This window comes from Rhizobium sp. NLR10b (genome assembly GCF_019685435.1).
In the GTDB taxonomy this organism is placed as follows: Bacteria; Pseudomonadota; Alphaproteobacteria; order Rhizobiales; family Rhizobiaceae; genus Rhizobium.
Genome location: NZ_JABDWV010000015.1, coordinates 18,741 through 45,170, shown reverse-complemented (window position 1 = coordinate 45,170; position 26,430 = coordinate 18,741). Strand labels below are relative to the sequence as shown.

Genomic DNA, 26,430 nt, shown 5'->3' with positions numbered 1-26,430 from the left:
GGCGATATGGGTCGCGCTGATTACGAGGACAGCAATTGATACGACCGATTTGCAACCGGTCGCCACCGAAGTGCAGCCGCTCAGCGTTTGGCACGAAGCCCATGGCCGCCATCATGGACCTGTCAGTGCGTGTGGGTACTGGTCACTCTGACATAATAGCCGTCGGGATCGATAAGGCGAAAGTCACGCAGTCCCCAAGGCTGCACGGCGAGGGCGGAAAGTGGCCAGCCGCTCTCGTCCGCCTTGCGATAGGCATCCTCGACATCAGCGACTTTCAGGACGATCTCGACGCCGAGGCCGACCCTGTCGCCAATTTCGCCGCGTAACGGATGATCGCTCGAAAGGACGCTTCGCGAATTGATCGCGATGGCGGCGTCGCCGTTTCTCAACATCGCATATTCCGTGCTCGTCGAGCCCTCGACTTCAAAGCCCAGGACTCGCTGATAGAAATCAATCGATGTCCGGGGCGTTTGGACAAACAACTCCAACGTCAGGTGCAACTGCGCCTCCCTCTGCGCGAATTCTATGCTTTTACCAGAACAAGCGGACGAACCGCCGCACTGGAACGGCCAAACTTCAACTGCTTGGTCCGGATCAAACACGCTGCCGCCGCAATTCGCGAAGGACTCGTTCAATTCCCTGTTCCACCGTCAGCTTCGATGTGTCGAGAATTTCGCATCCGTATGTCGCTGCTTCGTGCCGTAGGAAGGCGGCCCAGTTCATCATATCCGGATTTGCCAACTCAGGCTGGCCTCGATCAATCGAAAGGCGCCGGGCTCGGGTGTCGTCGTCGCAATCGATCAGGAGGCAGGAATGCGAACCGATCCCGGCACGTTCGGCAGCTTCGGCCAGAAAGGAAAAACGCGACTGCCCCTCGAACAGGACGCTACGTCCTTCTGCCAGGAGCGGCGACAGTCGCGATATCCATGCGAAAGTGGCCGCTCTCTGCCATTCTTCGACGGAGCCGAATTGGTCAACCATCTCTTGCATAGGCGGAACGCCGATGCTGTCCTTGTAAAAGACTTCGATCTCCTGCCCGTGCCGGCGTCCGACAGCCTCAGCAATGGTAGTTTTCCCGGCTCCCGATGCGCCGGTGAGAATGACGAGTGGCATGAATGTTCCCGCAATGGCGGCCAGCATAAGGCATCCGCAAGGCGGCGCTGGTTGTATTTCGACAATGATCGTCTGCGAAATTACAACGTTTGCTGCGAAGGACAATCAGATCTTCGAGAGCGCCTGCTCAAGATCGGCGATGATGTCGTTAACGTCCTCGATGCCGATGGAAAGCCGCACCACGTCGGGTCCGGCGCCGGCGGCGATTTTCTGCTCGTCGCTCAGTTGCCGGTGCGTCGTCGAGGCCGGATGAATGACGAGCGAGCGGGTGTCGCCGATATTGGCCAGATGGGAGAAGAGCTCAAGTCCTTCGACCAGAGTCTTGCCAGCCTCATAACCGCCCCGGATGCCGAAGGTGAAGACGGAGCCTGCGCCCTTCGGCGAATAACGCTGCTGCAGGGCATGGTTCGGATCGTCTTCAAGGCCGGCATAATTCACCCAAGCGATCTTGCTGTGCGCCTTCAGCCACCGGGCGACAGCGATGGCATTGTCGCTGTGGCGCTGCATTCTGAGCGGCAGCGTCTCGATGCCGGTCAGAATCAGGAAGGCATTGAAGGGCGAAATCGCCGGGCCGAGGTCGCGCAGGCCGAGCACGCGGGCAGCGATCGCAAAGGCGAAATTGCCGAAAGTCGCGTGCAGCACCATGCCGTTATATTCCGGTCGCGGGCTAGACAGCATCGGGTAATTGCCTGACTTCGACCAGTCGAAGGTGCCGCCGTCGACGATAAGGCCGCCCATGGAGTTGCCGTGGCCGCCGAGAAATTTCGTCAGCGAGTGCACGACGATATCGGCGCCGTGCTCGATCGGACGGATGAGATAGGGTGTTGCCATCGTGTTGTCGACGATCAGCGGCAGGCCGTGGCGATGAGCGACGTCGGCAATAGCGGCGATATCGACGAAAGTGCCGCCCGGATTGGCAAGGCTTTCGATGAAGATGCCGCGGGTCTTGTCGTCGATCTGGCTTTCGAAGCTCGCCGGATCGGCGGAATCGGCCCAGCGCACCTGCCAGCCGAAATTCTCGAAAGCATGGCCGAACTGATTGATCGAGCCGCCATAGAGCTTGCGGGCGGCGATAAAATTTTCGCCCGGGCGCATGATGGTGTGGAAGACGATCATCTGCGCCGCGTGGCCGGAGGCGACGGCAAGGGCCGCCGTACCGCCCTCGAGCGCGGCGACGCGTTCCTCGAGCACGGCCTGCGTCGGGTTCATGATGCGGGTGTAAATATTACCGAAGGCCTGCAGGCCGAAGAGGGCGGCGGCATGGTCGGAATCGTTGAAGACGAAAGCGGTCGTCTGGTAGATCGGCGTCACCCGTGCGCCGGTCGCTGGGTCGGGCTGTGCGCCTGCGTGGATCGCCAAGGTGTTGAATCCAGGATCGTTCTTGGCCATGTCGCCCTCCGAATTGTTGATCACGAGGCAGGATCATAGCTTGTCGCCGACGAAAGTTAATCGCGATCCGTTTCAACCCTTGGGCGTTCGATGGAAAATCCCTCTCAGGGCAGCCCTGCTCAGGCAATGAGACGGGGATATTCGATCGCCGGGCAACGGTTCATCACCACTCTAATGCCGGCAGCCTCCGCTTTTGCCGCCGCGGCATCGTCGCGGACGCCAAGCTGAGCCCAGATGACCTTCGGTAGCGGCCTCAGCGCCAACGCCTCGTTAACGACCCCATCGAGATATTCGGCGGCGCGAAAGACGTCGACCATATCGATCGGCACCGGAACGTCGGCAAGCCGGGCATAGACGGTGCGGCCTTGGATCTGTTTGCCCGCCTGCCCCGGATTGACGGGTATGACCTCATAGCCGCGCGACAGCAGATAGCCCATGACGCCGTTGCTCGGCCGCGCCGGATTGGGCGAGGCACCGGTCAGGGCGATGGTCTTTACCGATTGCAGGATTCCGGTGAGATAATCATCCGTGTAGGCGTCATGATCCATTTCCATTTCTCCATTCCGGGAATGCCTTTGAGCCCGCCGGCATTTTTTGGCATGTCGACAAAACCGGCTGCACGTGTTTTGCGTATATAGGAGTTGAATGGCTCTGAGGATGATTCAATGAGAAATATTGCTCTTGCCCTCACGCTTGTGCTCGCCGCGTCACCCGCAGCGGCGATTTCGCGCTACAACCCGCTCACCATGAGCTGCGCCAGCGTGCGGGCGGCCATCCACAATCAGGGCGCCGTCATCTTCCGCTACCAATCTCCCCGCGGGCTACCGCTTTATGATCGCTACGTCCGCAACAGCAATTATTGTGACGCAACCGATTATGCGGAGTGGACCCATATCCCGTCAAAGGACGATCCCCGCTGCCCGGTTCTGAACTGCCAAAACCTAGACAACCTTGACGGGATGCTCTTCATTCCGAATCATCAGCTCTGACGTTGCCGCCGTCACGCCTCCTCCCGGCCGCCGTTCGCCTTCTCTGCTTGCAAACAAGCTTTGAGCTCAATCGCGCGCTGCGATTTCCCCTAGATTATACAATCTGAAGCTTCTTTTTTGTGTATATCAAAGTTATAGAATAATATCTGTATTTCAGCAGCATAGAAAGATCCGCTTCGGATTTCCCCCAGCATTTTTCCCCTTATGTTCTCCGTAAGAGCCATATATGTTCTCTCGTCCATTAGAAACATCTCATAGTTGAGAAGATCGCCTGGATTGAACGCATATCGCGCGCACGTAAAACTTGTCGTCAGAGCCCGACATTGTCTGCATATTGAAAGGATGCTATGGGAACCGAAAACGCATCCGCGACCGCGGCAATGCATTTTCGTGCAAATATCAGTTGTCTTTCCAGAATTCTGCCCCGTCGGGGCGAGGCGCTTCGCCTTCCTCCGCAGCACCGGATTTATCCCTTGCCTCTCGACGTCATCCTGCTCGTTCTGTTCGGTGCGTTGCTGCATGCGACATGGAACGCGATCGTCAAAGCGGGAAGCGACAAATCCCTGGATGCGGCGTTGATTTCGGCCGGCGGCGCGGTGTCCGCGCTGCCGTTTCTGGCATTTCTGCCGTTGCCGCAGAGCGCAGCCTGGCCGTTCATCGGCGCCTCGGCCATCCTGCAGTTCGCCTATTTCCAGCTGGTTGCCGCCGCCTACCGAGCCGGTGATATCGGCCTCGTCTATCCGCTGATGCGTGGTTGCGCGCCGTTGCTGGTCGCCGCGACAAGCGGTGTCGTCCTGCGCGAAAATCTTTCCGGCGCCGCTCTTGCCGGCACCATGACGATTTCAGCCGGCGTCCTGACGCTCGCCTTGGAGGCTCGGCGCAGCAGCGGCCACGCGGTCGCCTTCTCCATTGCCAATGCTTTCGTCATCGCCAGCTACACTTATGTTGACGGCATCGGCGCTCGTCTTTCAGGCAATGCGGTTTCCTATACGTTGTGGATGTCGCTGCTGCCGCCGATACTGCTACTTGCCTGGGCGGCGTCGCAGCGCGGCAGCTTGACGGTGCTGCGTCACGTTCGCCGCAACTGGTGGCGCGGCCTGATCGGCGGCGCGGGATCAATTGCATCCTATGGACTGGCACTTTGGGCGATGACGAAGGCGCCGGTGGCGACCGTTGCTGCACTGCGGGAAACTTCGATCCTCTTTGCCCTGGTGCTCTCGGTTGTCGTATTCAAGGAAAAAGCCGGCATCTGGCGTTACGTCGCTGGCGTCGTCATCGCGATCGGCGTGCTGGTTCTGAAACTCGCCTGATCATTCGCCCTTCCATTCCGGCTTGCGCTTGCCGAGAAAGGCGCCGATCCCTTCCTGCGCGTCCTGCGTCAGCATGTTGTCCACCATCACCTTGGCGGCATAATCATAGGCCGCCTCCACTGGTAGTTCGAGCTGCCCATAAAACGCTTCCTTGCCAATTTTCAGGATCAGTGGCGATTTGCCGGCAATCACGGCGGCATATTTGGAAACGACCTGCGCCAGATACTGCTTCGGCACGATGCGGTTGACGAGGCCGAAATCCTTGGCGGTCGAGGCGTCGATCGTCTCACCGGTCAAGAGCATCTCCATAGCCTGCTTACGGTGCGCGGCACGGGAAACGGCCACCATTGGCGTCGAACAGAACAGGCCGATATTGACACCCGGCGTGCAGAACGTCGAAGTGTCGGTGCAGATCGCCAGATCGCACGAGGCGACGAGCTGACAGCCCGCAGCCGTTGCAAGCCCATCGACCTCGGCGATAACAGGTTTTGGCAGATGCGCGATCTTCAGCATCAAATCGGCGCAGAGCCGGAAGCTTTTCTCGAAAAAAGCGGCGCCCTGATCTTCGTCAACGCGATGGGCCGTGAGTTCCTTGAGGTCATGGCCGGCGGAAAAGACGACGCCGGTGGAGGCGATGACGATGACGCGCACATCCAAATCGGCCTGCGCCTTTTCGAGCTCAGCCATCAGCGCTTCGAGAAGCGCGATCGAAAGCACATTGGCCGGCGGGTCGTTAAGCACGAGCCGCAGCACGCCGTCGCGCAACGAGCGGAGCAACAATCCATCCGTCCTGTCCGCTTCCTTTCGGAAGGATACGATTTCGGCCATGATGCTGCTCCCTGCACTCGATTTTCACACATTCGTTCTGCCACAAGGCGCCGCCAATTTCGAGCAGGATCCGCCGTCGCGGTCAAAACCAGAACCATGATTTCGATCTCTCCGCCCTCGCCTGCGCAGGGGTCAGACCGATATCGCGTAGCTCGTCATCGGTGAGTTCCGACAGCTTGCGGCGGCTGCGGCGCTTTTCGAGCCGACACTCGACGGCTACCAGCAGCCGCCTGCTCCAACGCGCCGTCTCACGATGTTTCAGCCGAAGGGCGCTCAGCGGTATCTCCAAGCTTTCGTCGAATTCTATAGTCATCTCTTCATCCTTTCCTGATGGACGAAAGATGCGATGGAAGGTGCCGCGAAAAAAGCTTATGGATATTATTATATGCATAAGGATTTCTTTGGAATGGCTCTCAATCTCGACCAACTCGCAACCTTCATCAATGTCGCCGACCTCGGGAGCTTTACGGCTGCGGCCGACAAGGAAGGCGTGACGCAGCCGGCCGTCAGCCTGCAGATCAAGGGGCTCGAACAGCGGCTCGGCGTCAGGCTGATCGAGCGCGTCGGACGGCGGGCGCAACCGACGGCGGCGGGCATCGACCTGCTTTCGCATGCAAGGCGTCTGCTTCAGGAGGCAGCCGCGGCGGAAGAAGCGATGATGCCCCACAGGGATGGCGCCAGCGGCCGTGTGCGCATCGGCAGCGGCGGCACGGCATCGATCCATCTGCTTCCGCGCGCCATCTCCGCCGCCCGGAAGTCCATGCCCGGCCTCGAAATCACCGTCTCGATCGGCAATGCCGACGATATTCTGCGCGATCTGGAAGCCAACAGTCTCGACATCGCCGTCGTGGCCCTGCCGGCATCGGGACGGAACTTCGAGATCGAACCCTTTTTCGAGGAGGAATTGCTGGCTGTCGCCCCCGCGGGCAGCCCCGTGCCCAAGGGTGGACCGGACGCCGCCTTCATGCGCGACAGGACGCTGCTACTATATGAGGGCGGCAATACGAGACGGGCAATCGACGCCTGGCTGGCAGCCCCGGGCACCAGGATCCGACCGGCGATGGAGTTCGGCAGTATTGAGGCGATCAAGGAACTGGTGGCCGTGGGACTCGGCTGGTCGATCCTGCCGGGGTTGGCGGTGAAGCGCGACCGCGCCGGTCTCCTGACGGCATCGTCGCTGCGGCCGAAGCTGACACGCCGCCTTGGCATGGTTCTTCGCCGGGACAAACATCTGACACGCGGCCTTCGGGAAATGATAAAATGCCTGCGCGCTTTTGAGGATTAGCGATGGTTTTCGACCGACGGCGGGGCAAATATTCAGTTCGATTGTGGGGTATCACAACACCACACTTATAACCATTTGTTTTCATTTGTACTTTTTTCCGTCCGTCGCGAAAGCCGATATTGACCCGGTGTCACATTGCCTTTATACACCGCGCCAGAACGCAGCCTGTCCGGGCTGCTTTCTTTTTGGCAGGTTCGCGCTTGCCAATCCAAGCAACAAGAAACGCCCTTAAAGCCCTCGGGCCAAGGGTCCTAAAAGAGAGTATTCACATGGCAACCTTCTCACAGAAGCCTGCAGAGGTGGAGAAGAAGTGGGTGATCATCGACGCCGAAGGGCTGGTCGTTGGCCGTCTCGCTTCCATCATCGCTATGCGCCTGCGCGGCAAGCACAAGGCAACCTTCACACCCCACGTTGACGACGGCGACAACGTCATCGTCATCAATGCCGACAAGGTCGTTTTCACCGGCAAGAAGTATTCCGACAAGGTCTACTACTGGCACACCGGTTATGCCGGCGGCATCAAGGAACGCACCGCACGCCAGATCATCGAAGGCCGCTTCCCGGAGCGCGTCCTCGAAAAGGCCGTCGAACGCATGGTTCCGCGCGGCCCGCTCGGCCGTCGCCAGATGAAGAACCTGCGCGTCTACGCCGGCTCCAACCATCCCCATGAAGCCCAGCAGCCGGTCGCCCTCGACGTTGCCGCGCTCAACAAAAAGAACGTAAGGAGCGCCTGATCATGGCTGACCTCTCCTCCCTGAAGGATCTCGGCACGGCTTCCGAAGCTGCTGCTCCGGCCCACGTCCGCAAGGTCGATTCGCTCGGCCGCTCCTACGCCACCGGCAAGCGCAAGAACGCCGTTGCCCGCGTCTGGGTCAAGCCGGGCTCCGGCAAGATCATCGTCAACGGCAGGGAATTCGCGGAATATTTCGCGCGTCCGGTGCTGCAGATGATCCTGCGCCAGCCGATCGTCGCGGCTGCCCGTGACGGCCAGTTCGACATCGTCGCAACCGTTGCCGGCGGCGGCCTCTCCGGCCAGGCCGGCGCCGTTCGCCACGGCCTGTCCAAGGCGCTGACCTACTTCGAACCGGGCCTGCGCTCGGTGCTGAAGAAGGGCGGCTTCCTGACCCGCGACAGCCGCGTCGTCGAACGCAAGAAGTACGGCAAGGCAAAGGCCCGCCGCTCGTTCCAGTTCTCCAAGCGTTAATCGCTTCGGACAGACGGAATTTGCGAAAGGCCGGGAAAACCCGGCCTTTTTCTTTGGGTGTTTGATGAATCCCGGGAAGCGCCTGCCGGTCGCCATTGCCGCACTCCGGTTCTGCTGGTAAAAATCCGACAAAACGCTTCGCGAACGAGCGGAGCGGCAATCAAGGTCGCATCATGGGAACAACCAAGTCCGCAGACAACTAAGCCGCAACAACTTTGCGCTGTTGTTGCGGCATCTGTCCAGCAAATCCGATACTGATGAAAGACAGATCGCCGCCGAATGAAAATCATTTGAGCGGACCTTACCCATGTCTTATCCGAAAATTCCGTCGTGGAATTACTCCGTGCCGGCAAGCTTGTTGCTGATCGCCCCTTTCGACGTCCTGGCGTCGCTTGCCATGGACATCTATCTCCCGGTCGTGCCGACGATGCCCCAGGCACTTGGCACCTCGCCTGAAGTCATCCAGTTGACCCTCAGCCTCTACATGCTTGTGCTCGGCGTCGGCCAGATTGTCTTTGGTCCGATCTCCGATATCGTCGGGCGACGGCCCGTGCTGATCGGCGGGGCGGCACTCTTTGCCCTTGCGTCCTTTCTGCTTGCCGGGGCCTCATCCGCACTTCTCTTCGTGGCCTTGCGATTGTTGCAGGCGATCGGCGCCTCGGCGGCTCTTGTCGCCACCTTCGCAACAGTGCGCGACGTCTACGCCGAACGGCCGGAAAGCAGCGTGATCTATAGCCTGCTCGGTTCGCTGCTATCGCTTGTGCCTGCGTTCGGGCCGGTCGTCGGCGCGGTGATTGCCGACCACTATGGGTGGCGAGCCATCTTTCTCGTCATCGGCCTGCTTTCGATCGTTGCCATTCTCAATGCCGGCATGCGGTGGCATGAAACCCGCCCCGCTGCGGCGACGACAACCATCGCCATACGCCCGATCCTCGCGAGCCTGCCCTTCTGGATCTACACGACCGGTTTCAGCGCGGCGATGGGAGCCTTCTTCGTCTTCTTCTCGACCGCACCCCGTATCCTGATCGATCGGGCCGGCTTTTCCGGCATCACCTTCAGCTTCATCTTTGCCTCGGTGGCCTTGGTGATGATCGTGACGGCGCGTTTTGCCAAGCGCTTCGTCACACGCTGGGGCATCACAGGCAGCCTCGCAAGAGGCATGACGTTGCTGCTTGTCGGCGCGGTAACGCTTGCTATGGGAGAGATGTTTCTGCAGGCACCCCTTATCGGCCTCATCCTGCCGATGTGGATCATCGCGATCGGCATTGTCTTTGCGACAGCCGTCACGGCAAATGGTGCGCTTGCGGCTTTCGGCGATACCGCGGGAACAGCCGTGGCGCTCTACTTCTGTGTCGAAAGCCTGCTGGTCGCTGTTGCAGGCACATTGTTCGTGGTTCTGCTCGACGGGAACACAGCCTGGCCACTCGCTGCCTATACCGGCGCGGCAGCGCTGATAACGTTGGCCGGATTGCGTCAGCTAGCGCGGAAGGCCGCCTGAGGAATTTGCCACGGAATGGCGGCAGCTTAAAACGCAGAGCGGCCGTCAAGCGAGGCATCGCTTGAAATCTCGGCGCACCTCGCCTACCCCTTACCTGCCCCGAACCGAACATCAGTTCCTTTCAGGGCAGGATCAGGCGGTTTGGTCGTGACGGTGGCCAGGCAATATAAGGTCGACATCGAACGCGACTACGTTGGCGCCCACAGAGAAGGAGCCCCCCCTTGGCGAACAAGACCATTGATCACGCCTTCACGGCGATCAGCCTCACCTCCGCCGCCAGCGACCCGACCTTTGCCGGCGCGCTGTCCTTCATGCGCCGCCGCTTCACCAAGGAGCTTGCCGGCGTCGATGTCGCCGTCTGGGGCATCCCCTTCGATGCCGCCACATCGAACAGGCCGGGCACGCGCTTCGGCCCGCAGGCGATCCGGCGTGCCTCGGCGATATTCGACAATGATGCGCAATATCCCTTCAACCGCGACCTGTTTGCCGACATGGCGGTGATCGACTATGGCGATTGCCTGCTCGACTACGGCAATCATCAGGACACACCTGGTGCCATCGAACGCCAGGCCAACGCGATCCTCGACAGCGGCGCCTTTCTGCTGACGCTCGGCGGCGATCACTACGTCACATGGCCGCTGCTGAAAGCCCATGCGGCAAAACACGGGCCTCTCGCACTCGTGCAGTTCGACGCTCACCAGGATACCTGGTTCGACGAAGAGCGGCGCATCGACCACGGCTCCTTCGTGGCGCGGGCCGTGCGCGAAGGTATCATCGATCCTGACCGCTCGATCCAGATCGGCATCCGCACCCATGCGCCGGAGGATTGCGGCCTCAATATTCTCTATGGTCATCAGGTCGAAGACATGAATGCCGGCGACATCGCCTCGGCGATCATCTCTCATACGCGCGGCGCCCCTGCCTATCTCACCTTCGATATCGATTGCCTGGATCCGGCCTTTGCGCCAGGTACCGGCACGCCAGTTGCCGGCGGACCGTCGAGCGCCAAAATCCTCTCGGTGCTGCAGCGCCTGCACCAGCTCGATATCCGCGGCGCCGACGTGGTCGAAGTGTCGCCGCCCTACGACCATGCCGATATCACCGCCATTGCGGGGGCAACGGTGGCAATGTATATGCTTGGCCTTCATGCCGAGCGACGCGCCATTGCGGCCTCACAAGGCTGATTTATCATCGTTCAAATTGAATCCGGAAATCCTCAGAACCCATTGAAAGCGCAGGTCTAACATGGCACCGAAAATCTTCATCGATGGCGAACACGGCACAACGGGTCTGCAGATCCGCACGCGCATGGCCGGCCGCCGCGATGTCGAGCTTCTGTCCATTCCCGAGGCCGAGCGGCGCAACGCCGCCATGCGCGAAGACATGCTGAACGGCGCCGATATCGCCATTCTGTGCCTGCCCGACGACGCGTCGAAGGAAGCGGTCCAGATGCTGTCGGGCAACAACAACGTCCGCGTCATCGACACCTCCACGGCCTTCCGCGTCAATCCCGCCTGGGCCTACGGCTTTGCCGAAATGGACGACGCACAGGCCGACAGGATCAAGGCCGCCCGCTTCGTCTCGAACCCCGGCTGCTATCCCACAGGCGCGATCGGGCTCATCCGGCCGCTGCGCGCCGCCGGCATCCTGCCGGACGGCTATCCGGTGACGGTCAACGCGGTCTCCGGTTATACCGGCGGCGGCAAGCAGATGATCGCGCAGATGGAAAACCCGGATCATCCGGATGCGATCACCGCGCCGCATTTCCTCTACGGCCTGCCGCTCACCCACAAACACGTGCCGGAGATGACCGCACATGGCCTGCTCGACCGAGCCCCGATCTTTTCGCCGTCGGTCGGCAAGTTCGCGCAGGGCATGATCGTACAGGTGCCGCTGCATCTCGGCGATCTCGCCGAGGGCGCGACGATGGAAAGCATTCACGCGGCACTGGTTGCCCATTATGCCGGACAGGACATCGTCACGGTCGTGCCGCTCGCCGAAAGCAAGGCGCTCCCCCGCGTCAACGCCGTCGAACTGGAGGGCAAGGACACGATGAAGCTCTTCGTCTTCGGTACGCCGGGTGGTTCCCAGGTCAATCTGGTGGCGCTGCTCGACAACCTCGGCAAGGGCGCCTCGGGTGCTGCCGTGCAGAACATGGACCTGATGCTCGCCAGCTGAGGCCACGATGCTGGATAGGCTTGTCGCCGATATGCAGGCGTGGTTTGCCGCCGCCCTACCCGGTCACGGCATTTATGCGCTGATGGCGTTTGCCTTGATCGCCGGGCTAGCTCGCGGCTTTTCCGGTTTCGGCGCAGCGTTGATCTTCGTCCCGCTCGGCGGTGCCATCGTCGGGCCGAAGCTGGTCTCGCCGATCCTGCTCGTCATCGACGGCATCGCCACACTGGGGATGATCCCACCCGCCTGGCGCGACGCCAACCGGTCCGAGGTCTTCGTCATGGCGGCCGGTGCGGCACTTGGCGTCCCGACCGGCACGGCGCTGCTGGCGCTGCTCGACCCGACGCTGCTGCGCTGGAGCATCACGATCATCGCCATCTGTCTGCTTGCGCTTCTCGTATCGGGATGGCGCTACCACGGCGCGCCGTTCGCGCCGCTCGGCAGCGGCGTCGGCCTGATTGCCGGACTTTTCAGCGGCGCCGCGCAGCTCGGCGGGCCGCCTGTCGTCGCCTATTGGCTCGGCGGCAAGACCGACTTCGCGCGTGTCAGAGCGAATGTCGTGCTGTATTTCTCGATCTCGTCGGTGTTCAGCGCCATCAGCTATTATGTCGGAGGACTGTTCGTGCCCGCCGTGTTCGCGCTCACCGTCGTCGTCCTGCCGAGTTATGCGCTGGGTCTCTATGGCGGCTCGAAACTGTTCGGGCTTGCCGAGGAACGGACCTTCCGCATCGCCTGCTACGTGCTGATCGCGGCCGCTGCCGTTATCGGCATGCCGCTGCTCGACGGCGTGCTGCGTTAGAACGAAAGGCCTCTCGCTTCAATCGCGTTCGGTGATCATCGTCTCGTTCGGGTATTCGCCGTAAAAGCCGCGCCAGTTGGCGACGGCGAAACCAAATACAACAAGCGCGCCGGCCTGGTGCAGCAGGCCCCAGTGAAGCGGCACCTGCATCAGCAGCGTGGCAATGCCGATTGCCGCCTGAACGGTCACCAGCGCGAAAAGCAGGACGGCGCGGCGGGCATGGGTGGTCCAGGGTGCGGCGCGAAGGGCGATCACCATGTTAATGAGCACCACTGCGAAGAGCGTATAGGCGCCGATGCGGTGGATGAACTGCACGGTTTTCGGATTCTCGAAGGCATTTATCCAGAAGGGCTGCTGAATCAGCAGATCGGAGGGAATGAGGGCGCCATCCATCAGCGGCCAGGTATTGTAGGAAAAACCGGCATCGAGTCCCGCCACCAGGGCGCCGAGATAGATCTGGAACAGCGCGAAAACAGCGATTGCGGCAGCGAAGCCGCGCGAACTGCGTGCCGGCGCCGGATCGTTGGAGTGCGGCGACAGCCCGCGCATGATCCACATGCAGCCGGCAAAGATCAGGCAGGCCATGACGAGATGCGTCGCCAGCCGGTACTGACTGACGTCGGTGCGAACGGAAAGGCCTGAGGACACCATCCACCAGCCGATGAAACCCTGCAGACCGCCGAGCGCCAGGATGCAGACGAGCGGCCAGCGCAGGCGTTTCTCAATCCGCCCCGTCAGCCAGAAATAGAGGAGCGGCAGCGCGAAGATCACGCCGATGCCGCGGGCGATCAGCCGGTGCGCCCATTCCCACCAGAAGATGTTTTTGAACTCGTCGACGCTCATGGAACTGTTCAACTGCTGAAATTCGGGAATACGCTGGTAGAGGCGGAACTCCTCTTCCCATTCCGCGGCTGTCAGCGGCGGAATGACGCCATGGATCGGCTTCCACTCGGTGATCGACAGACCGGAATTGGTCAACCGCGTTGCCCCTCCAACGAGCACGAGACAAAAGAGCGCCAAAAGCACAAAGCCGAGCCACAGCCGCAAGGCGCGCCGGTTGCGGTTCTGCTTGCGTACTTCGCTCAGGATCGCCTGTTCCGTGGTGAGGTTCGCGACGGCCATGATGTCTCCTTCTATCCGGCAGTTGATTTGCCCTACCGGCTCATGCAAAACAAGCCCCGAAGCTTTGCGGCATGCCGTCGCGCCGCTCCGCGCTACCCACACAAGAGATAAACAATGCCCGTCCGCCTCCGCAAATTCATCGGCACGATCCTTATCATCGTGCTTGTGCTCGTCTACGCACTGGTGGCGAACACGATCGCGGTGGTGACGCTCGGCAACGCCCCCTGGTGGGGGCACCTGCTCTACTTCTTGCTGACCGGCCTGCTTTGGGTATTGCCGGCAATGGTCATCATCAAGTGGATGGCCGGACCGCGGCAGCAGTAGACCATTAACGACCGAATAACCGTGATCGGCGGAAAACCTCGTCGATGGGCGGCGATTAAACCAAATATACGTCCTGCACACCTACTTTCCCGTTCAGCATTTTGACCGGAGAGTTCCCGTGCAGACGCAAAAGCTCGATTTTGATGAACAGTCGTCGGACGATGGCGCGCTGGCCGATATGGCGATTTCACGCCTACGCCAGGCGAGCATGAAACTTGCCATGGCGAAAATCGACATTACGGTTTTTGACGCGATGGAGCCATTGGAGGATGATTGGCGGGCTCTGGAGACCGATGATCTCCATTCGCTTCATCAGAGCTATGATTGGTGCGCTGCCTGGGTCAATGCCTTTCGCCAGCCGCTGGCGATCCTCAAAGGCACCTATGCCGGGGAGACGGCCTTCATTCTGCCGATCGAGATCGTCAGATCCCGCGGATTGGCCGTCGCAAAGTTCATCGCTGCCGATCACAGCAATATCAATACCGGTCTGTTCTCCGGCAATTTTGCGGAAAGTGGCGGCAGCATCGATGCGGAGAAGTTCGCGGCGCAGCTTCGGCAGGCCTTAAAGGGCCATGCCGATCTGCTGCTGCTGCAAAACCTTCCGCTGGAATGGCGCGGGAGGCAGACCCCACTCACCGGACTGCCGATGGTGCAAAACCAGAACCACGCCTATCAATTGCCGTTGCTCTCCAATTTCGAGGAGACGCTGAAGCAGCTCAACGCCAAAAGCCGGCGTAAGAAATTCCGCGTTCAATCGAGGCGTCTGGAGGCGGCCGGCGGCGTCGAACACACCATCCCGGAAACATCGGAAGAACAGCACCGCCTGCTCGATATCTTCTTCCGCCTGAAGAGTATTCGCTTCGCCAGCCTTGGCCTGCCCGACGTCTTTGCCGATCGGGAAACACAGGCCTTCCTGCACGGCCTCATCGGTAAGCGGGATGATGCGAGACAGTATCTCGGCCTGCAGATGCATGCGCTGCGGCTGAAGGGCGAGAACAAGGACCGGATCGCTGCGGTCTCGGGCATTTCGCGCAAGGGTGATCACGTCATCTGCCAGTTCGGGGCGATCGACGAAGATCTTGTGCCCGATACCAGCCCCGGCGAATTCCTCTATTGGCAAACCATTTCCGGACTGCACGGCAAAGGCGTCGCGCTGTTCGATTTTGGCCTCGGCGATCAGACCTACAAACGATCCTGGGCGCCGGTTGAGACCGCTCATTACGACGTGGTGCTGCCGGTTTCGCCATTTGGCCTCGCCGCCGGCGCGGCACACCGGATCGTTACCCGGAGCAAGGCGCATATCAAGGCGCGGCCGAAGCTCTATAAATTCGCCCAGGGCATCCGCGCACGGATTGGCTGAGCGTTCTTGGTCTTGCGCATGTCGTTCTTCGCAAAACCGCTGCACAGTTTTGCGCGACATGCTTCAGGCGGCCTGGCCGAGCGCCTGCTCGTCCACTTGGCCGCCCGACATCAGCACGACGCGGTCATAGCCCGCCGCCTGGAATTCCGTCATCAGGGCAACGAAGATCGTCTCCTCTAGCCGCGGTAGGGAGAGGATAATTTCAACATCCCGGCTGCGCGTGAGCCGCGAGACGCCGGCAACGTCGGCCGCACCGCATTCGACCACCACGAGGTCGTAGGCGGCGGCGAGCGCATCGAGCAGCAGCGACAGCCGGTCGACACCGCGCATGGCGCGGCGCACGTCGCTCTGACCCTGCGGGATCAGATGAGCATCGGAAAGACGATCGCTGTGGATCGTGTCGCCGAAGGCCGCCTCGCCGCACAGCAGATCGGTGATGCCAGCCGCGACCTGGTTCTCGGCCATCAGTTCTGTGGGATAGCCGGAGCCGGTCATATCAATCAGAATGACGCGGCGGCCGGCATCGGCGAGCATGCGCGTCAACGAAACCGTCGCCGCCGAACCGTTATCACCAGTTGGAGATATGACGATTGCCAGCGGCGCCCGGCTGCCCGTGAGGTAGTCCGCAACGGAGGCAATGGAAAATTCATTGTCGTCCTCCGGCGCCTCTTCGGCGGCCGCCGTTTCTTCGATCATATCCTTTCCGTCATCCTCCGTGACAACGGCGAGCATGCTCGGCTGGACGGGCCTTCCGGCGGCCGGTGCTGCCTGCGGCACATCCTTGTCTCCGACGACCGTTTCCGCCTCGACCGCGTCACGGGACGCATCGACAGCACGAAGCGCCCGACCGCTGAAGAGTTCGGCGAGCATGGTGACGATGGCGCTCAGGATCAGCGTTGCGACGGCCGCGACGACGACGATCGGAACCACCTTCGGGAAATAGGGATCGACCGGCTCGATGGCCCGGGAAACGATACGGGCGTCCGCCGGGCTGGAATTGCTGTCGGCGCGCGAGGCGGCCTCGCGGTAGCGCACCAGATAGGTTTCGAGCAGCTGGCGCTGGGCGTTTGCCTCGCGCTCGAGCGCCTTGAGGCCGACCTCGTCTTCGCCGGCGCGGGCGCTGTTAGCCTGTACCGCGTCCTTCTGGCGCTCGAGCTCGCTTGCGCGGAGGTCGGCAACTTTCGCCTCATTTTCGATGCTGGCCAGAATCTTCTGCGTCTCCTGGCGGATTTGGCCGCGAATATCGGAGAGCTGGGCGCGCAGACTCTTCAGCCTCGGATGACTGTTGAGAAGGCTGGTCTGCAGATCTGATATTTGCGACTGCAGGCCCGATTCCGTAGCCTTCAGCCGCTGGATCGCCTGGGAAGACATGATGTCAGGCAGCGTATCGGAGGCTTCGCCCGATGACAGCGCATTGCGCACCGCCTGCGCCCTCGCCTCGGCATTGGCCTTGTCGCCCCGCACGCGGGTGAGTTCTGCGGAGATGTCATTAAGCTGCTGGGCGGGAAATGTGGTCGTGCCGTTCGTTTGCAGCAGACCGTGGGTGGTGCGATACTCGGCAACCTTCTTCTCGGCATCGCTGACCTTCTTCCGCAGGTTTTCGATCTCCGGCTCGAGCCAACGCGTCGCTTCCGAATTGGAAGCGAGCTTGGCGCCGCTCTGGGTGGAAAGGTAGACATTCGCCATGGCGTTCGGGATAGCGGCGGCGAGCTTCGGATCCTTCGACGTGAAGTTGATGCCGATGACGCGCGAACCCGGCACCTGATAGACCTGCAGCCGCTCGACAAAAGCATCGATTACTCGTTCTTCCGGCGGGTTCTCCATCGGATTCTTCTTCAGATGCAGATTCACGAGGATGCTGCTCATCGCCGAGCCGTTGGCGGCATCGTCGAATTCCGGCAGATTGTAGAGCTTCAGGTCGTTGATCACCTTCTTGAGGAGATCGGCCGATTGCAGGAGCTGCACCTGGCTGGCGATATTCAGCTCGTCCATCAGCGGCCCGCCGCCGGCTTCGTTCGCCTGCTGGGTACTGGCGAAGGCTGGCGCGCGGGGTTCGATGAGGATGCGTGTTTCGCTGCGATATTGCGGCGAGATGATCTTGGCGCCGGCAAAGGCGACGCCGACCGCCGCGAGCGTGATCGTCAAAATCCTGAGCCGGCGCGCCAACACGGCGCGAACCAACTGGCCGAGGTCGATGTCCACATCCTGATCACGCACTACCCCGGACATGCTCTTACTCCACAACAAAGGTGCCGCAAGCGTAAACGACCATGGTAACGCAACGGTTAATTCGATCTCGCCAAGAAATAGAGGAGATCGGCAAAGAATTGGGGGATTGCCATGCGCCTTTTACCGGGTATTAACCCTAACGGATCGATAACGGCTGCACCGAGTTCATTTTCTGTGAGCACAAGCGGATGTCTGTCGCCCCGCCTAAGATCCTTTTGGCCCTGAGCCTTGCAGCCATGACGGCGGCATTGGGCGGCTGCACGACGTACAAGCCGGCTCCGAAAGCCTTCAACGAGGCAACCATCCAGCCCTATACGCTTGATAGCGGCGATCGGCTGCGCATCACCGTCTTCGACCAGCAGAGCCTAACCAATACCTACACGGTGGACCAGGCCGGTTACATCGCCTTCCCCCTCATCGGTCAGGTCCCTTCCCGCGGCCGAACCCTCCAGCAACTCTCAGGGCAGATCGCCCAGAAACTGCAGCAGGGCTATCTTCGCGATCCCGATGTCACCATCGACGTCGACCGTTACCGTTCGATCTTCATCATGGGCGAAGTCGGCCAGCCCGGCCAATATGCCTATGTTCCGGGCATGACCGTGCAGAATGCCATCGCCGTTGCCGGCGGCTTCTCCAGCCGCGCCAACCAAAGCATGGTCGATGTCACCCGCAAGATAAACGGACAGGTGCTGACCGGCCGCATCAATATATCCGGCCCGATCATCGCGGGCGACACGATCTACGTTCGCGAACGGCTCTTCTGAGCAATGGCAAGAGAGAGGCCGCTCCGCATTCTTCACTGCTTCAGATCGCCGGTCGGCGGAATTTTCCGCCATGTCCGCGACCTGGTCGAGGAACACAGCAAGGCCGGGCATCACATCGGCATTCTCTGCGACAGCTCGACCGGCGGCGAGCACGAGGACAGATTGTTCGACGATATCCGCCCATATCTGTCGCTCGGCCTGACGCGCGTGCCGATCCGCCGCTCGGTCAGCCCGTCCGATATCGCGACGATGTGGGATACGTACAAGAAGATTAAAAGTTTGCGGCCGGATGTGCTGCACGGGCACGGCGCCAAGGGCGGCGTGCTCGCGCGACTTGCCGGCTCAGCCCTGCGGGTGAACAGGTATCGCGTAGCCCGCCTCTATACCGCGCATGGCGGAAGCCTGCATTATTCGCGCTCCTCATTCACAGGACAGTTCGTCCTCAGGATGGAGCGCCTGCAGGAATATTTCACCGATGCGCTGGTCTTCATCTGCGAATACGAGCGCGACACCTATGCCCGCAAGGTGGGCAAGCCGCGGACGAAGACGAAACTGATCTATAACGGCATCGGAGAGCGTGAATTCGAGCCGATCCACACCCGGTCGGATGCCGTGCATTTCATCTATGTCGGGATGCTTCGGGACCTCAAGGGTCCCGATCTGTTTGTCGATGCCTTCGCCAAGACCGAGCGGCTGCTCGGCAGGCCGCTTTCGGCATTGATGATCGGCGACGGACCTGACCGCGACCGCTATCGCGAGATGATGATCGAACGCGGCCTCGGAAAACGGATCGGCATGCTGCCGGCAATGCGTATCCACGAAGCCTTTGCCATGGCGCAAAATCTCGTCGTCCCCTCTCGCGCCGAAGCCATGCCCTATATCGTGCTCGAAGGGCTGGGGGCCGGCAAAACGATCATAGCCAGCCGCGTCGGCGGCATTCCCGAGGTGCTCGGCAAGGACAGTCCGGCTCTTGTAGAGCCCGGCAATTCCGACGATCTCGCTCGCGTCATGGCGGAAGCGCTCAGCACGCCCGGCTGGCACGCCAGAACTATGCCGTCGCATGAGGCAGTTAAGGCCGTGTTTTCCTCGACCGTGATGGCGCGGGATGTCCTGCAATTATACCATGAGCTCGTCAGTCCCGCCGCCGAACAAGCAGTGTTCGTTACCCCGTAAATATTTCTTAGGGGCTTTCTGGTATTTCGCTTGCTGACAACGAGCGACAAAACCCCATGAACAAATTGGAAAAAAGCGATCAATTCGACGTGGAAGCGCTGCGCAAGCAAATTTCCGACGTCGAGGCGCGCGGCGACGCAGGTCAGGCCCACTCCGCCGACCCGATCGAAATCAACCCCTATGCCCGGCAGATCGCCGAACAGTTCCGCGACGGCACTCGTTCGCCTGTCATTATTATCGGCCAATTGCGGCTCCTGGAATTCCTGGCGCTCTTTTCGATTGCCCTGATCGTCCGCTACTTCTGGCCGGGCGACGACAGCGATCCCTTGCTGGTCCGGGCGGGCATGGCAGCGGTTGCTTCGGCCTCGACCGTCATCGCCCTGCAGCTTGCCGACACCTACACCATTCCCGCACTCCGGGCGAAGCTACGGCTGATGCCCCGCATTCTCGCCTCCTGGACGATTGCGCTTGTCCTCACGATCGGCCTGTTCGCGCTCATTCGTGGCACCACATGGGCGATGGTCGATGCCTATGTCCCGTGGTTCACCGTCGGCGTGCTCTTTCTCGCGGCCGAGCGTTTCCTTGTCGCCTACGGCATCCGTAACTGGGCGCGCAACGGCATCATGGAGCGGCGCGCTGTCATCGTCGGCGGCGGCGAACCGGCCAAGGAGCTGATCCGCATCCTCGAACAACAGGCCGACAACGACATCCGCATCTGCGGCATCTTCGACGACCGCGGCGAGAAGCGCTCACCGATCATGGTCGCCGGTTACCCAAAGCTCGGCACCGTGGCGGAACTCGTCGAATTCGTGCGGCTGACGCGCATCGACATGTTGATCATCGCCCTGCCGCTTTCGGCCGAAGCCCGCATCTTCGATCTCCTGAAGAAGCTCTGGGTCCTGCCGGTCGATATCCGGCTTGCGGCGCACGCCAACCGGCTGCGCTTCCGGCCACGCGCCTATTCGCATGTCGGCGCTGTGCCAATGCTCGACATTTTCAAGATGCCGATCCGCGACTGGGATTCCGTCGCCAAACGCGGCTTCGACATCTTTTTCACTCTGGTCGCGCTTGCGCTGCTCTGGCCGCTGATGGCCGCCACCGCGATCGCCATCAAGGCGAGCTCGGAAGGTCCTGTCTTCTTCATGCAGAAGCGTCATGGCTTCAACAACGAAGTCATCAATGTCTTCAAGTTCCGCTCGATGTACACCAACATGGCCGACCCCTCAGGCAAGGCCGCGGTGACCAAGGGCGATCCGCGCGTCACCCGTGTCGGAAGGTTCATCCGCAAGACCTCGATCGACGAGCTGCCGCAGCTTTTCAACGTGCTGCGGGGGGAGCTCTCGCTGGTCGGTCCGCGTCCCCATGCGGTTCTTGCACAGGCGCGCGACCGCGCCTTCGCTGATGTCGTCGAAGGCTATTTCGCCCGCCACCGCGTCAAGCCTGGTGTGACCGGTTGGGCGCAGATCAACGGCTGGCGCGGCGAGGTCGATAACGATGAGAAGATCAAGTTCCGCACGGCCTACGATCTCTATTATATCGAGAACTGGTCGCTCTGGTTCGATCTCAAAATCCTGTTCCTGACGCCGATCCGGCTGCTCAACACGGAAAACGCCTATTGAGCGCGATCCAGGCGACATATTCGCGCGTCGCCCAGCCGCAGCGGGCAACGCTGCGGCTGATCGGCTCCGCCTTCGTCGCTTTCGGTGTTTTCCTTTCCGGCTTCGTCATCGATGAGCCGGCGCCCTATGAACTCTGGATGGCGGGGCTGATCGGCCTCTGGTTCATCCTGGGTCTCAGGATTTCGCGCAGCGTCGCGCCGTTGCTTGCCCTGCTGCTCACTTTCAATCTCGGTGGCATGCTGTCGCTGACGCAGATGAAGGATCTTGCGACGGCGCCGATGTATATCGCTGTCTCGACCTTCCTGGCGCTGACCGCGGTTTTCTACGGGGCAATCATCGAGGACAGCCATAAGCGGCTGCCGCTGATCTTCAACGCTTGGAGCCTGGCTGCCGTCGTCACGTCGGCGCTTGGCGTACTCGGCTATTTCCACGCCTTTCCCGGCTCGGAAGTGTTCACTCTCTATGACCGCGCCAAAGGCGCATTCCAGGATCCGAACGTCTTCGGCCCCTTCCTGGTGCCGCCGTCGCTCCATCTCATCCACGGCATTCTGGTCGGCGATCTGAAGAAATCGCCGTTGAAGGCAGCCGCCCTTCTCGTGATTGCCCTCGGCATCTTCCTCTCCTTTTCCCGCGCCGCCTGGGGTCTCTTTGCGCTCGGCGTGGTGCTCCTGATTTTCATCATGCTGCTGAAGGAGCGCAGCGGCGCCTTCCGCTTGCGCGTGCTGATCCTGTCACTGGCGGCGATCGTCATGTTGGTCGCATCGCTGCTCGTGGCGCTGCAGATTCCGAAGGTCGCTGAGCTGTTTTCAACACGCGCTCAGCTGGTGCAGCAGTATGACGGCGAACATCTCGGCCGCTTCGAGCGCCACAGGATCGGTTTCACCATGATGATGGAGCGCCCGCTCGGCATCGGTCCGCTCGTGTTCGGCACCATGTTTCCCGAGGACGAGCATAACATCTGGCTGAAGTCGCTCACCTCCTATGGCTGGCTCGGCTTCGTCAGCTATGTCGGAATGCTCCTCTGGACGCTCATCCTGGGTTTCCGGAACCTGCTTCACGACCGGCCGTGGCAACCCTTCCTGATGGTTGCCTGGATCTCCGTTCTCGGCCATGCGACGATCGGCAATGTTATCGACATCGACCACTGGCGCCATGTCTATCTGCTCTTCGGCACGGTCTGGGGCTGCGCGGCGCTGGAAGCGCGTCACAGGCGCGGCCGAATGCCCGGAGGAACGGCGTAGTCTTGCCGCATTATGGCGGGCTATTTCGTCGCGCCGGCCGTCAAACCGGCGATAAACCGCCGCTGGAAAACGAGATAGGTCAGGATGAGTGGGGCAATGACAATGACCGCTCCGGCGGTCAGAACCGGCGTGTTGACAGTATAACGTCCTTGGAAAAACAGCATGCCGAGGGGCAGTGTCCGATAGGCATCGTCGTTCACCAGAATGAAGGGGATCAGAAACTCGTTCCAGGTCCAGATGAACAGGAAGAGCGCCAGTGTCGACATTGCCGGCATCATCAGCGGAACGACGATCTTGCGCAAAATATAGAAGCGCCCGGCACCATCGAGAACGGCCGCTTCCAGAATTTCTTCCGGCAATTGCTGCATCGCGCTGGCAAGGAAGATCGTCGAGAATGGGATCGACATCGCGATCTGCGGCACAATGACGGCGGCATAGGTGTTGATCAACCCGAGATACCGCATTTCATAATAAAGCGGAATGATGAATGCCTCCGCCGGCACCATCATGCCGAGCGTCAGGATAGCGAACAGGCTGCGCCTGAGCGGAAAGGACAGATAAGCAAAGGCAAAACCCGTCAGCAGGCCCAGAAAGACGCTTGCCGCGACGACGGGAATGACAACGATGATCGAATTCCAGAAGTAGATGTTGAAATGGCCGGCGTTCCAGGCATCGAGGTAATTTTCGAAATGCGGATATGCCGGCAGCGCGAACGCGCCCTGCAGAACGTCGGCCTTGCTCTTGATCGAGGTGAGCAGCAGAAGCAGGAACGGCGTAATCGTTACGAATGCAAGAAGCCAGAGGACAAGGCGAAGGAAGAGCGGGGCAGCGGGAATGTTGGACTTGCGGCTCATCAAGCCATTCCTTTACTTTTTGAGCCCACCAGCCGGTGAATTGCAAAATTGATGGCGAATGTCAGCAGCGCGCCGACAATGGCGATGGCCGCCGCCGCGCCAAACCGATTGAGCTCGAAACCGAGCTGGTACATGTAGATATTCGGCACGAGCGTGGCATTGGCGGGCCCGCCGCGGGTCATTGTGAAAATCAGGTCGAAACTTTTGATCGACGCGATAACCGTCAGCAGCAAAACCACCCTGATCTCCGGCATGAGAAGCGGCAGCGTTATCCAGACAAACGTCTTTCGCGCCGAAGCACCATCGACCTTCGCAGCATCAAAGAGCGAGGGATCGATGCGCTGGATTCCCGTGAGGAAGATCACCATGCAAAAACCGAAGAAATACCAGGTGGCAACGATCCCGACCGCGGGAAGCACGAAGTTGAAATCTCCCAGCCAAGGGAGTGCGAACATGCCCAAGCCCACCGCTCTCAAAAACTGGTTGAACGGACCGAATGCAGGATTGTAGAGCCAGGCCCAGATGATGCCCAACACGGCAGTCGGCATGATATATGGGAGGAACAGGAATGTCCGCAGGGCGAGTTGTTCCCGTTGCTTCAGATTCCAGACGCAGGCGGCAAGACCTATGCCGAGCCCGAGCGGCAGGACGCAATAGAATATCATCAGCTCGGCATTGTTGCGCAAGGCGATGTAAAAACGATCATCGGAAAAGAGATCGATGTAATTGCCGAGGCCAACCCACTTGGGCACGGTCAAGCCGTCCCAACTGGTCAGGCTCAACGCCAAAGCCGCGACAATCGGCCCGAAGACAAAGGCCGCGTAAAGCAGCAATCCGGGGAATAGATAGATCCAATTGGTATGTTCGGAGCCATCAAGTGGGGAGCGCTTCATTCCGGTACTCCATGAAGCCAACGCTATCGTCGTCGTGCAGCAAGCCTGAGATCGCGGCGCTGATTTCTTGAGATGATGTCGACGAGACGCAGGCCGCGGACGGTCGCGGCCTGCGTCCGCGCCATTTATTTCTGACCTTTCAGGTAAGCCTGATAATCCTTGTCCATAGCGTCGACAAAGGCTTCAGGCGTGATCTTGCCGGACAGGAGAAGCGGCGTGTTATCGTCGATTGTCTTCAGCATCGTCGGGCTCGACCAATCGGGATAGTGGCCAAGAGCGTCGTTGGCGTTGAGCGTCTTCCACATCTCGATGCCGGAGCTCAGCAGCGGCGTGAGCTTTGGCTTCGCATCCGCCGCAAGCGACGTTGCCGGAAGATAGCTGGCATTGGCCCAGGCTTCGGCAGCTTTTTCCGAAACCATGTAGTCGATATATTCACCGGCCAGGTCCTGCGTTTTCTGATCTTTGGCAAGGCTTGTTATTGCCCAGGCAAGATCCACGCCTCCGACGCTCAGCGGCTTTGTAATGCCTTTCGGGGCAGGAATGGCCATGAAGCCGATATCCTGGTTGTGCTGCATATCACCGAAATACCAGGTTCCCGAGATCAGGAAGGCGCCCTGCCCCGATATGAAAAGCTGAACGGCGTCGTCACCCGAAATGCCTTCGAAACCGGGATAGAAATAGCCGCCCTGCGCCCATTTCTGCACCAGTTTTGCGGATTCGATGTTGCCTTTGGTATTCCAGGAACCGCCCCTGCCGTAAATCAGATCGTCAAGTTCGGCGCGATTGCCCGCGTCGATATGGGCTTGATCGATGGCACCGATCATGTGCAGGGCGAGATGCTGCTTTGCGCTGCCCATCATGAAGGGCGCCACGCCTTTTTCCTTCAGCTTGTCGAGATCGGCCAAAAGCTCCTCGAAGGTCTTCGGCAGTGCTATGCCGGCGTCGTCGAGGATCTTCTTGTTGTAATAGAGGCCGACGATCTCGGCGAGGCCTGATATGCCGTAGGTTTTGCCGACCCCGAACTTTGGCCCATCCCAGCGATCTCGCGCCAGGACGGAATCGGACTGGCGCTTATCCCAGCTGTATTTCTTGATGTAGTCGTCAACCGGCAGGAGCAGTCCTTCCTTGACCATTGCGCCCATATCGCCGGCGCCCTGGTTGACTTTCGTGACGACCGGGCCGTTCCCTGCCGAAACCGCGAGCTTCAGCGTCAACTTCATGTCATCGAAGGTGCGGGCGGTACGCTTGATCGTAACGCCGGGATGCGCAGCCTCGAACTCTTTGTTCAACTGCTCTATGACCGCACTCTGACCTTCGTAGGTCTGGTCATCCCAAACAGCCAGATCGTCAGCCCTGACGGCTGCCGAAAGGCCAAGATTCATAAGCGCTGCACCAGCAAGCGCGACGGCCGTTTTCATTTGAAATGCCGGCAGCATGTTGATCGATTTCACGCTTCTTTTCATCTGCTCCACCTCACTTGGTTTATTCTCCACTCCCCGCTCGAGCCTTGCGCCAGGCGCCGCCGAACGTTTTCTTCCCCCAGAGCTTTGCCTGACCGGCGAATCTGAGGTAATCGTCAGTGCATCAGCTCCTCTCGCGACCCAAAACGACAAAGCGCCACGCAGGAGGTGGCAAAGTGATGGACACCGGTTGCTTCATCCGTCCCGCGACTGAAGCGGATATCGAAGCCTTTTTTGAAATCTGCCTGAAAACCGCGAATGGCGGTCACGATGCCAGCGCTCTCTATAGTGACCCGCGTCTGCCCGGTTACATCTGGTCGGTGCCATATCTCAAGTTCGCCAAAGACTTTGCCTTTGTTCTCGTCCAGCACGACCGACCGGCCGGCTATGTCGTGGCCGCACCCGACACCAGCCGGTTCGATCAGGACTTGGCGGCAAGCTGGTGGCCGCTGGTGCGCCGAGAGGTCGCCGGACTGGCGCCGACCCGTCCGCGCGACGCCGACGTCTTGGAACGAATCCAAAATCCGCGCAGTGGAACGGTCTGGCTTCAGCACCAGTACCCGGCGCATCTCCACATCAACGTCCTTCCCGGCCTTCAGGCAAGCGGCTGGGGACGAAAGATGATCGACACCGAGCTGCAGGCACTTCGAAATCATGGGGTCACGGCCGTGCATCTCGGGGTCGACCCTGCAAACGAACGCGCCAAAGGCTTCTACCGTCACCTTGGCTTTTCCGAATTCGAACGCGATGGCGCCGTCGCCTTTGCTATGCGGATCGATCAGGGATCCCGTTGAAACCGCC

At 60.4% G+C, this 26,430-nt stretch carries 27 protein-coding genes; 16 read left to right on the top strand and 11 right to left on the bottom strand.

Annotated features, from left to right (window positions below):
- Nucleotides 1-122 precede the first annotated feature (122 nt).
- The 4 genes from HJB91_RS23135 to HJB91_RS23120 all read right to left on the bottom strand — a co-directional run bounded on the left by HJB91_RS23135 (nucleotide 123) and on the right by HJB91_RS23120 (nucleotide 3,050).
- Entirely contained in the window at nucleotides 123-500 is a 378-nt protein-coding gene (locus HJB91_RS23135; RefSeq protein WP_210631650.1) for a glyoxalase/bleomycin resistance/extradiol dioxygenase family protein, read from the bottom strand.
- A gap of 94 nt (nucleotides 501-594) precedes the next feature.
- On the bottom strand, nucleotides 595-1,140 hold the full coding sequence (locus tag HJB91_RS23130) for an AAA family ATPase (RefSeq protein WP_259672828.1): 546 nt from the start codon (nucleotides 1,138-1,140) through the stop codon (nucleotides 595-597).
- Nucleotides 1,141-1,218: 78 nt separating this feature from the next.
- A complete protein-coding gene (locus HJB91_RS23125) occupies nucleotides 1,219-2,502 on the bottom strand; it encodes an O-acetylhomoserine aminocarboxypropyltransferase (RefSeq protein WP_210628313.1) in 1,284 nt (427 codons plus the stop codon).
- Between the two features lie 119 nt (nucleotides 2,503-2,621).
- Nucleotides 2,622-3,050, bottom strand: coding sequence for a CoA-binding protein (locus HJB91_RS23120; RefSeq protein ID WP_221147478.1), 429 nt, complete (start codon nucleotides 3,048-3,050; stop codon nucleotides 2,622-2,624).
- A 117-nt stretch (nucleotides 3,051-3,167) separates the two neighbouring features.
- Between HJB91_RS23120 and HJB91_RS23115 the strand changes: the two genes are divergently transcribed.
- Together HJB91_RS23115 and HJB91_RS23110 are read left to right on the top strand one after the other, a co-directional pair.
- A complete protein-coding gene (locus tag HJB91_RS23115) occupies nucleotides 3,168-3,491 on the top strand; it encodes a hypothetical protein (protein ID WP_210628315.1) in 324 nt (107 codons plus the stop codon).
- Nucleotides 3,492-3,964: 473 nt separating this feature from the next.
- Complete coding sequence (locus HJB91_RS23110) at nucleotides 3,965-4,801, top strand: EamA family transporter (RefSeq protein WP_210628316.1); 837 nt, start codon at nucleotides 3,965-3,967, stop codon at nucleotides 4,799-4,801.
- On the opposite strand, the gene HJB91_RS23105 is transcribed toward HJB91_RS23110, so the two are convergent.
- Nucleotides 4,802-5,629, bottom strand: a complete 828-nt coding sequence (locus HJB91_RS23105) for an enoyl-CoA hydratase (RefSeq protein ID WP_221147480.1) — start codon at nucleotides 5,627-5,629, stop codon at nucleotides 4,802-4,804.
- Nucleotides 5,630-5,711: 82 nt separating this feature from the next.
- Nucleotides 5,712-5,942 carry a DUF1127 domain-containing protein gene (locus tag HJB91_RS23100; RefSeq protein WP_210628317.1) on the bottom strand — a complete coding sequence of 77 codons (231 nt, stop codon included), beginning with the start codon at nucleotides 5,940-5,942 and terminating at the stop codon, nucleotides 5,712-5,714.
- A 72-nt stretch (nucleotides 5,943-6,014) separates the two neighbouring features.
- Between HJB91_RS23100 and HJB91_RS23095 the strand changes: the two genes are divergently transcribed.
- The 7 genes from HJB91_RS23095 to HJB91_RS23065 all read left to right on the top strand — a co-directional run bounded on the left by HJB91_RS23095 (nucleotide 6,015) and on the right by HJB91_RS23065 (nucleotide 12,590).
- The gene (locus HJB91_RS23095; RefSeq protein ID WP_221147482.1) at nucleotides 6,015-6,914 is read left to right on the top strand and encodes a LysR family transcriptional regulator; all 900 of its coding nucleotides are present in this window, start codon (nucleotides 6,015-6,017) and stop codon (nucleotides 6,912-6,914) included.
- Between the two features lie 269 nt (nucleotides 6,915-7,183).
- Nucleotides 7,184-7,648, top strand: a complete 465-nt coding sequence (gene rplM, locus HJB91_RS23090; RefSeq protein ID WP_012483399.1) for a 50S ribosomal protein L13 — start codon at nucleotides 7,184-7,186, stop codon at nucleotides 7,646-7,648.
- A 2-nt stretch (nucleotides 7,649-7,650) separates the two neighbouring features.
- Entirely contained in the window at nucleotides 7,651-8,118 is a 468-nt protein-coding gene (gene rpsI / locus HJB91_RS23085; protein ID WP_221155962.1) for a 30S ribosomal protein S9, read from the top strand.
- Between the two features lie 307 nt (nucleotides 8,119-8,425).
- Nucleotides 8,426-9,616, top strand: coding sequence for a CmlA/FloR family chloramphenicol efflux MFS transporter (gene cml / locus HJB91_RS23080; protein WP_221155961.1), 1,191 nt, complete (start codon nucleotides 8,426-8,428; stop codon nucleotides 9,614-9,616).
- A gap of 221 nt (nucleotides 9,617-9,837) precedes the next feature.
- On the top strand, nucleotides 9,838-10,800 hold the full coding sequence (speB, locus tag HJB91_RS23075) for an agmatinase (RefSeq protein ID WP_221155960.1): 963 nt from the start codon (nucleotides 9,838-9,840) through the stop codon (nucleotides 10,798-10,800).
- Between the two features lie 61 nt (nucleotides 10,801-10,861).
- Nucleotides 10,862-11,794, top strand: a complete 933-nt coding sequence (gene argC, locus HJB91_RS23070) for an N-acetyl-gamma-glutamyl-phosphate reductase (protein ID WP_210628322.1) — start codon at nucleotides 10,862-10,864, stop codon at nucleotides 11,792-11,794.
- A 7-nt stretch (nucleotides 11,795-11,801) separates the two neighbouring features.
- On the top strand, nucleotides 11,802-12,590 hold the full coding sequence (locus HJB91_RS23065; RefSeq protein ID WP_210628323.1) for a sulfite exporter TauE/SafE family protein: 789 nt from the start codon (nucleotides 11,802-11,804) through the stop codon (nucleotides 12,588-12,590).
- 18 nt (nucleotides 12,591-12,608) lie between these two features.
- On the opposite strand, the gene HJB91_RS23060 is transcribed toward HJB91_RS23065, so the two are convergent.
- Nucleotides 12,609-13,712: a COX15/CtaA family protein gene (locus HJB91_RS23060; RefSeq protein WP_221155959.1), complete on the bottom strand. Its 1,104-nt coding sequence runs from the start codon at nucleotides 13,710-13,712 to the stop codon at nucleotides 12,609-12,611.
- A gap of 114 nt (nucleotides 13,713-13,826) precedes the next feature.
- Here HJB91_RS23060 and HJB91_RS23055 point away from each other — a divergent pair, with 114 nt between their 5' ends.
- Entirely contained in the window at nucleotides 13,827-14,036 is a 210-nt protein-coding gene (locus HJB91_RS23055; protein WP_221123474.1) for a DUF2842 domain-containing protein, read from the top strand.
- Nucleotides 14,037-14,154: 118 nt separating this feature from the next.
- A complete protein-coding gene (locus HJB91_RS23050) occupies nucleotides 14,155-15,396 on the top strand; it encodes a GNAT family N-acetyltransferase (protein WP_221123473.1) in 1,242 nt (413 codons plus the stop codon).
- A 63-nt stretch (nucleotides 15,397-15,459) separates the two neighbouring features.
- On the opposite strand, the gene HJB91_RS23045 is transcribed toward HJB91_RS23050, so the two are convergent.
- Entirely contained in the window at nucleotides 15,460-17,625 is a 2,166-nt protein-coding gene (locus HJB91_RS23045; protein ID WP_221155958.1) for a GumC family protein, read from the bottom strand.
- A gap of 188 nt (nucleotides 17,626-17,813) precedes the next feature.
- On the opposite strand from HJB91_RS23045, the gene HJB91_RS23040 reads away from it, so the two are divergent.
- The 4 genes from HJB91_RS23040 to HJB91_RS23025 are packed head-to-tail and all read left to right on the top strand — an operon-like array spanning nucleotide 17,814 to nucleotide 22,422.
- Nucleotides 17,814-18,389, top strand: coding sequence for a polysaccharide biosynthesis/export family protein (locus HJB91_RS23040; protein ID WP_221155957.1), 576 nt, complete (start codon nucleotides 17,814-17,816; stop codon nucleotides 18,387-18,389).
- A 3-nt stretch (nucleotides 18,390-18,392) separates the two neighbouring features.
- Nucleotides 18,393-19,562, top strand: coding sequence for a glycosyltransferase (locus HJB91_RS23035; protein WP_210628329.1), 1,170 nt, complete (start codon nucleotides 18,393-18,395; stop codon nucleotides 19,560-19,562).
- A gap of 56 nt (nucleotides 19,563-19,618) precedes the next feature.
- A complete protein-coding gene (locus tag HJB91_RS23030) occupies nucleotides 19,619-21,181 on the top strand; it encodes an undecaprenyl-phosphate glucose phosphotransferase (RefSeq protein ID WP_221155956.1) in 1,563 nt (520 codons plus the stop codon).
- Nucleotides 21,178-22,422 carry an O-antigen ligase gene (locus HJB91_RS23025; RefSeq protein ID WP_221155955.1) on the top strand — a complete coding sequence of 415 codons (1,245 nt, stop codon included), beginning with the start codon at nucleotides 21,178-21,180 and terminating at the stop codon, nucleotides 22,420-22,422. Before HJB91_RS23030 ends, HJB91_RS23025 begins: the two co-directional genes overlap by 4 nt.
- A gap of 20 nt (nucleotides 22,423-22,442) precedes the next feature.
- On the opposite strand, the gene HJB91_RS23020 is transcribed toward HJB91_RS23025, so the two are convergent.
- From HJB91_RS23020 to HJB91_RS23010, 3 genes are all read right to left on the bottom strand, one after another.
- The gene (locus HJB91_RS23020) at nucleotides 22,443-23,276 is read right to left on the bottom strand and encodes a carbohydrate ABC transporter permease (RefSeq protein WP_210628332.1); all 834 of its coding nucleotides are present in this window, start codon (nucleotides 23,274-23,276) and stop codon (nucleotides 22,443-22,445) included.
- Nucleotides 23,276-24,169: a carbohydrate ABC transporter permease gene (locus HJB91_RS23015; protein ID WP_210631652.1), complete on the bottom strand. Its 894-nt coding sequence runs from the start codon at nucleotides 24,167-24,169 to the stop codon at nucleotides 23,276-23,278. Before HJB91_RS23015 ends, HJB91_RS23020 begins: the two co-directional genes overlap by 1 nt.
- A gap of 125 nt (nucleotides 24,170-24,294) precedes the next feature.
- Nucleotides 24,295-25,632, bottom strand: coding sequence for an extracellular solute-binding protein (locus HJB91_RS23010; protein WP_221123470.1), 1,338 nt, complete (start codon nucleotides 25,630-25,632; stop codon nucleotides 24,295-24,297).
- A 176-nt stretch (nucleotides 25,633-25,808) separates the two neighbouring features.
- On the opposite strand from HJB91_RS23010, the gene HJB91_RS23005 reads away from it, so the two are divergent.
- On the top strand, nucleotides 25,809-26,423 hold the full coding sequence (locus tag HJB91_RS23005; protein ID WP_210631653.1) for a GNAT family N-acetyltransferase: 615 nt from the start codon (nucleotides 25,809-25,811) through the stop codon (nucleotides 26,421-26,423).
- Nucleotides 26,424-26,430 lie beyond the last annotated feature (7 nt).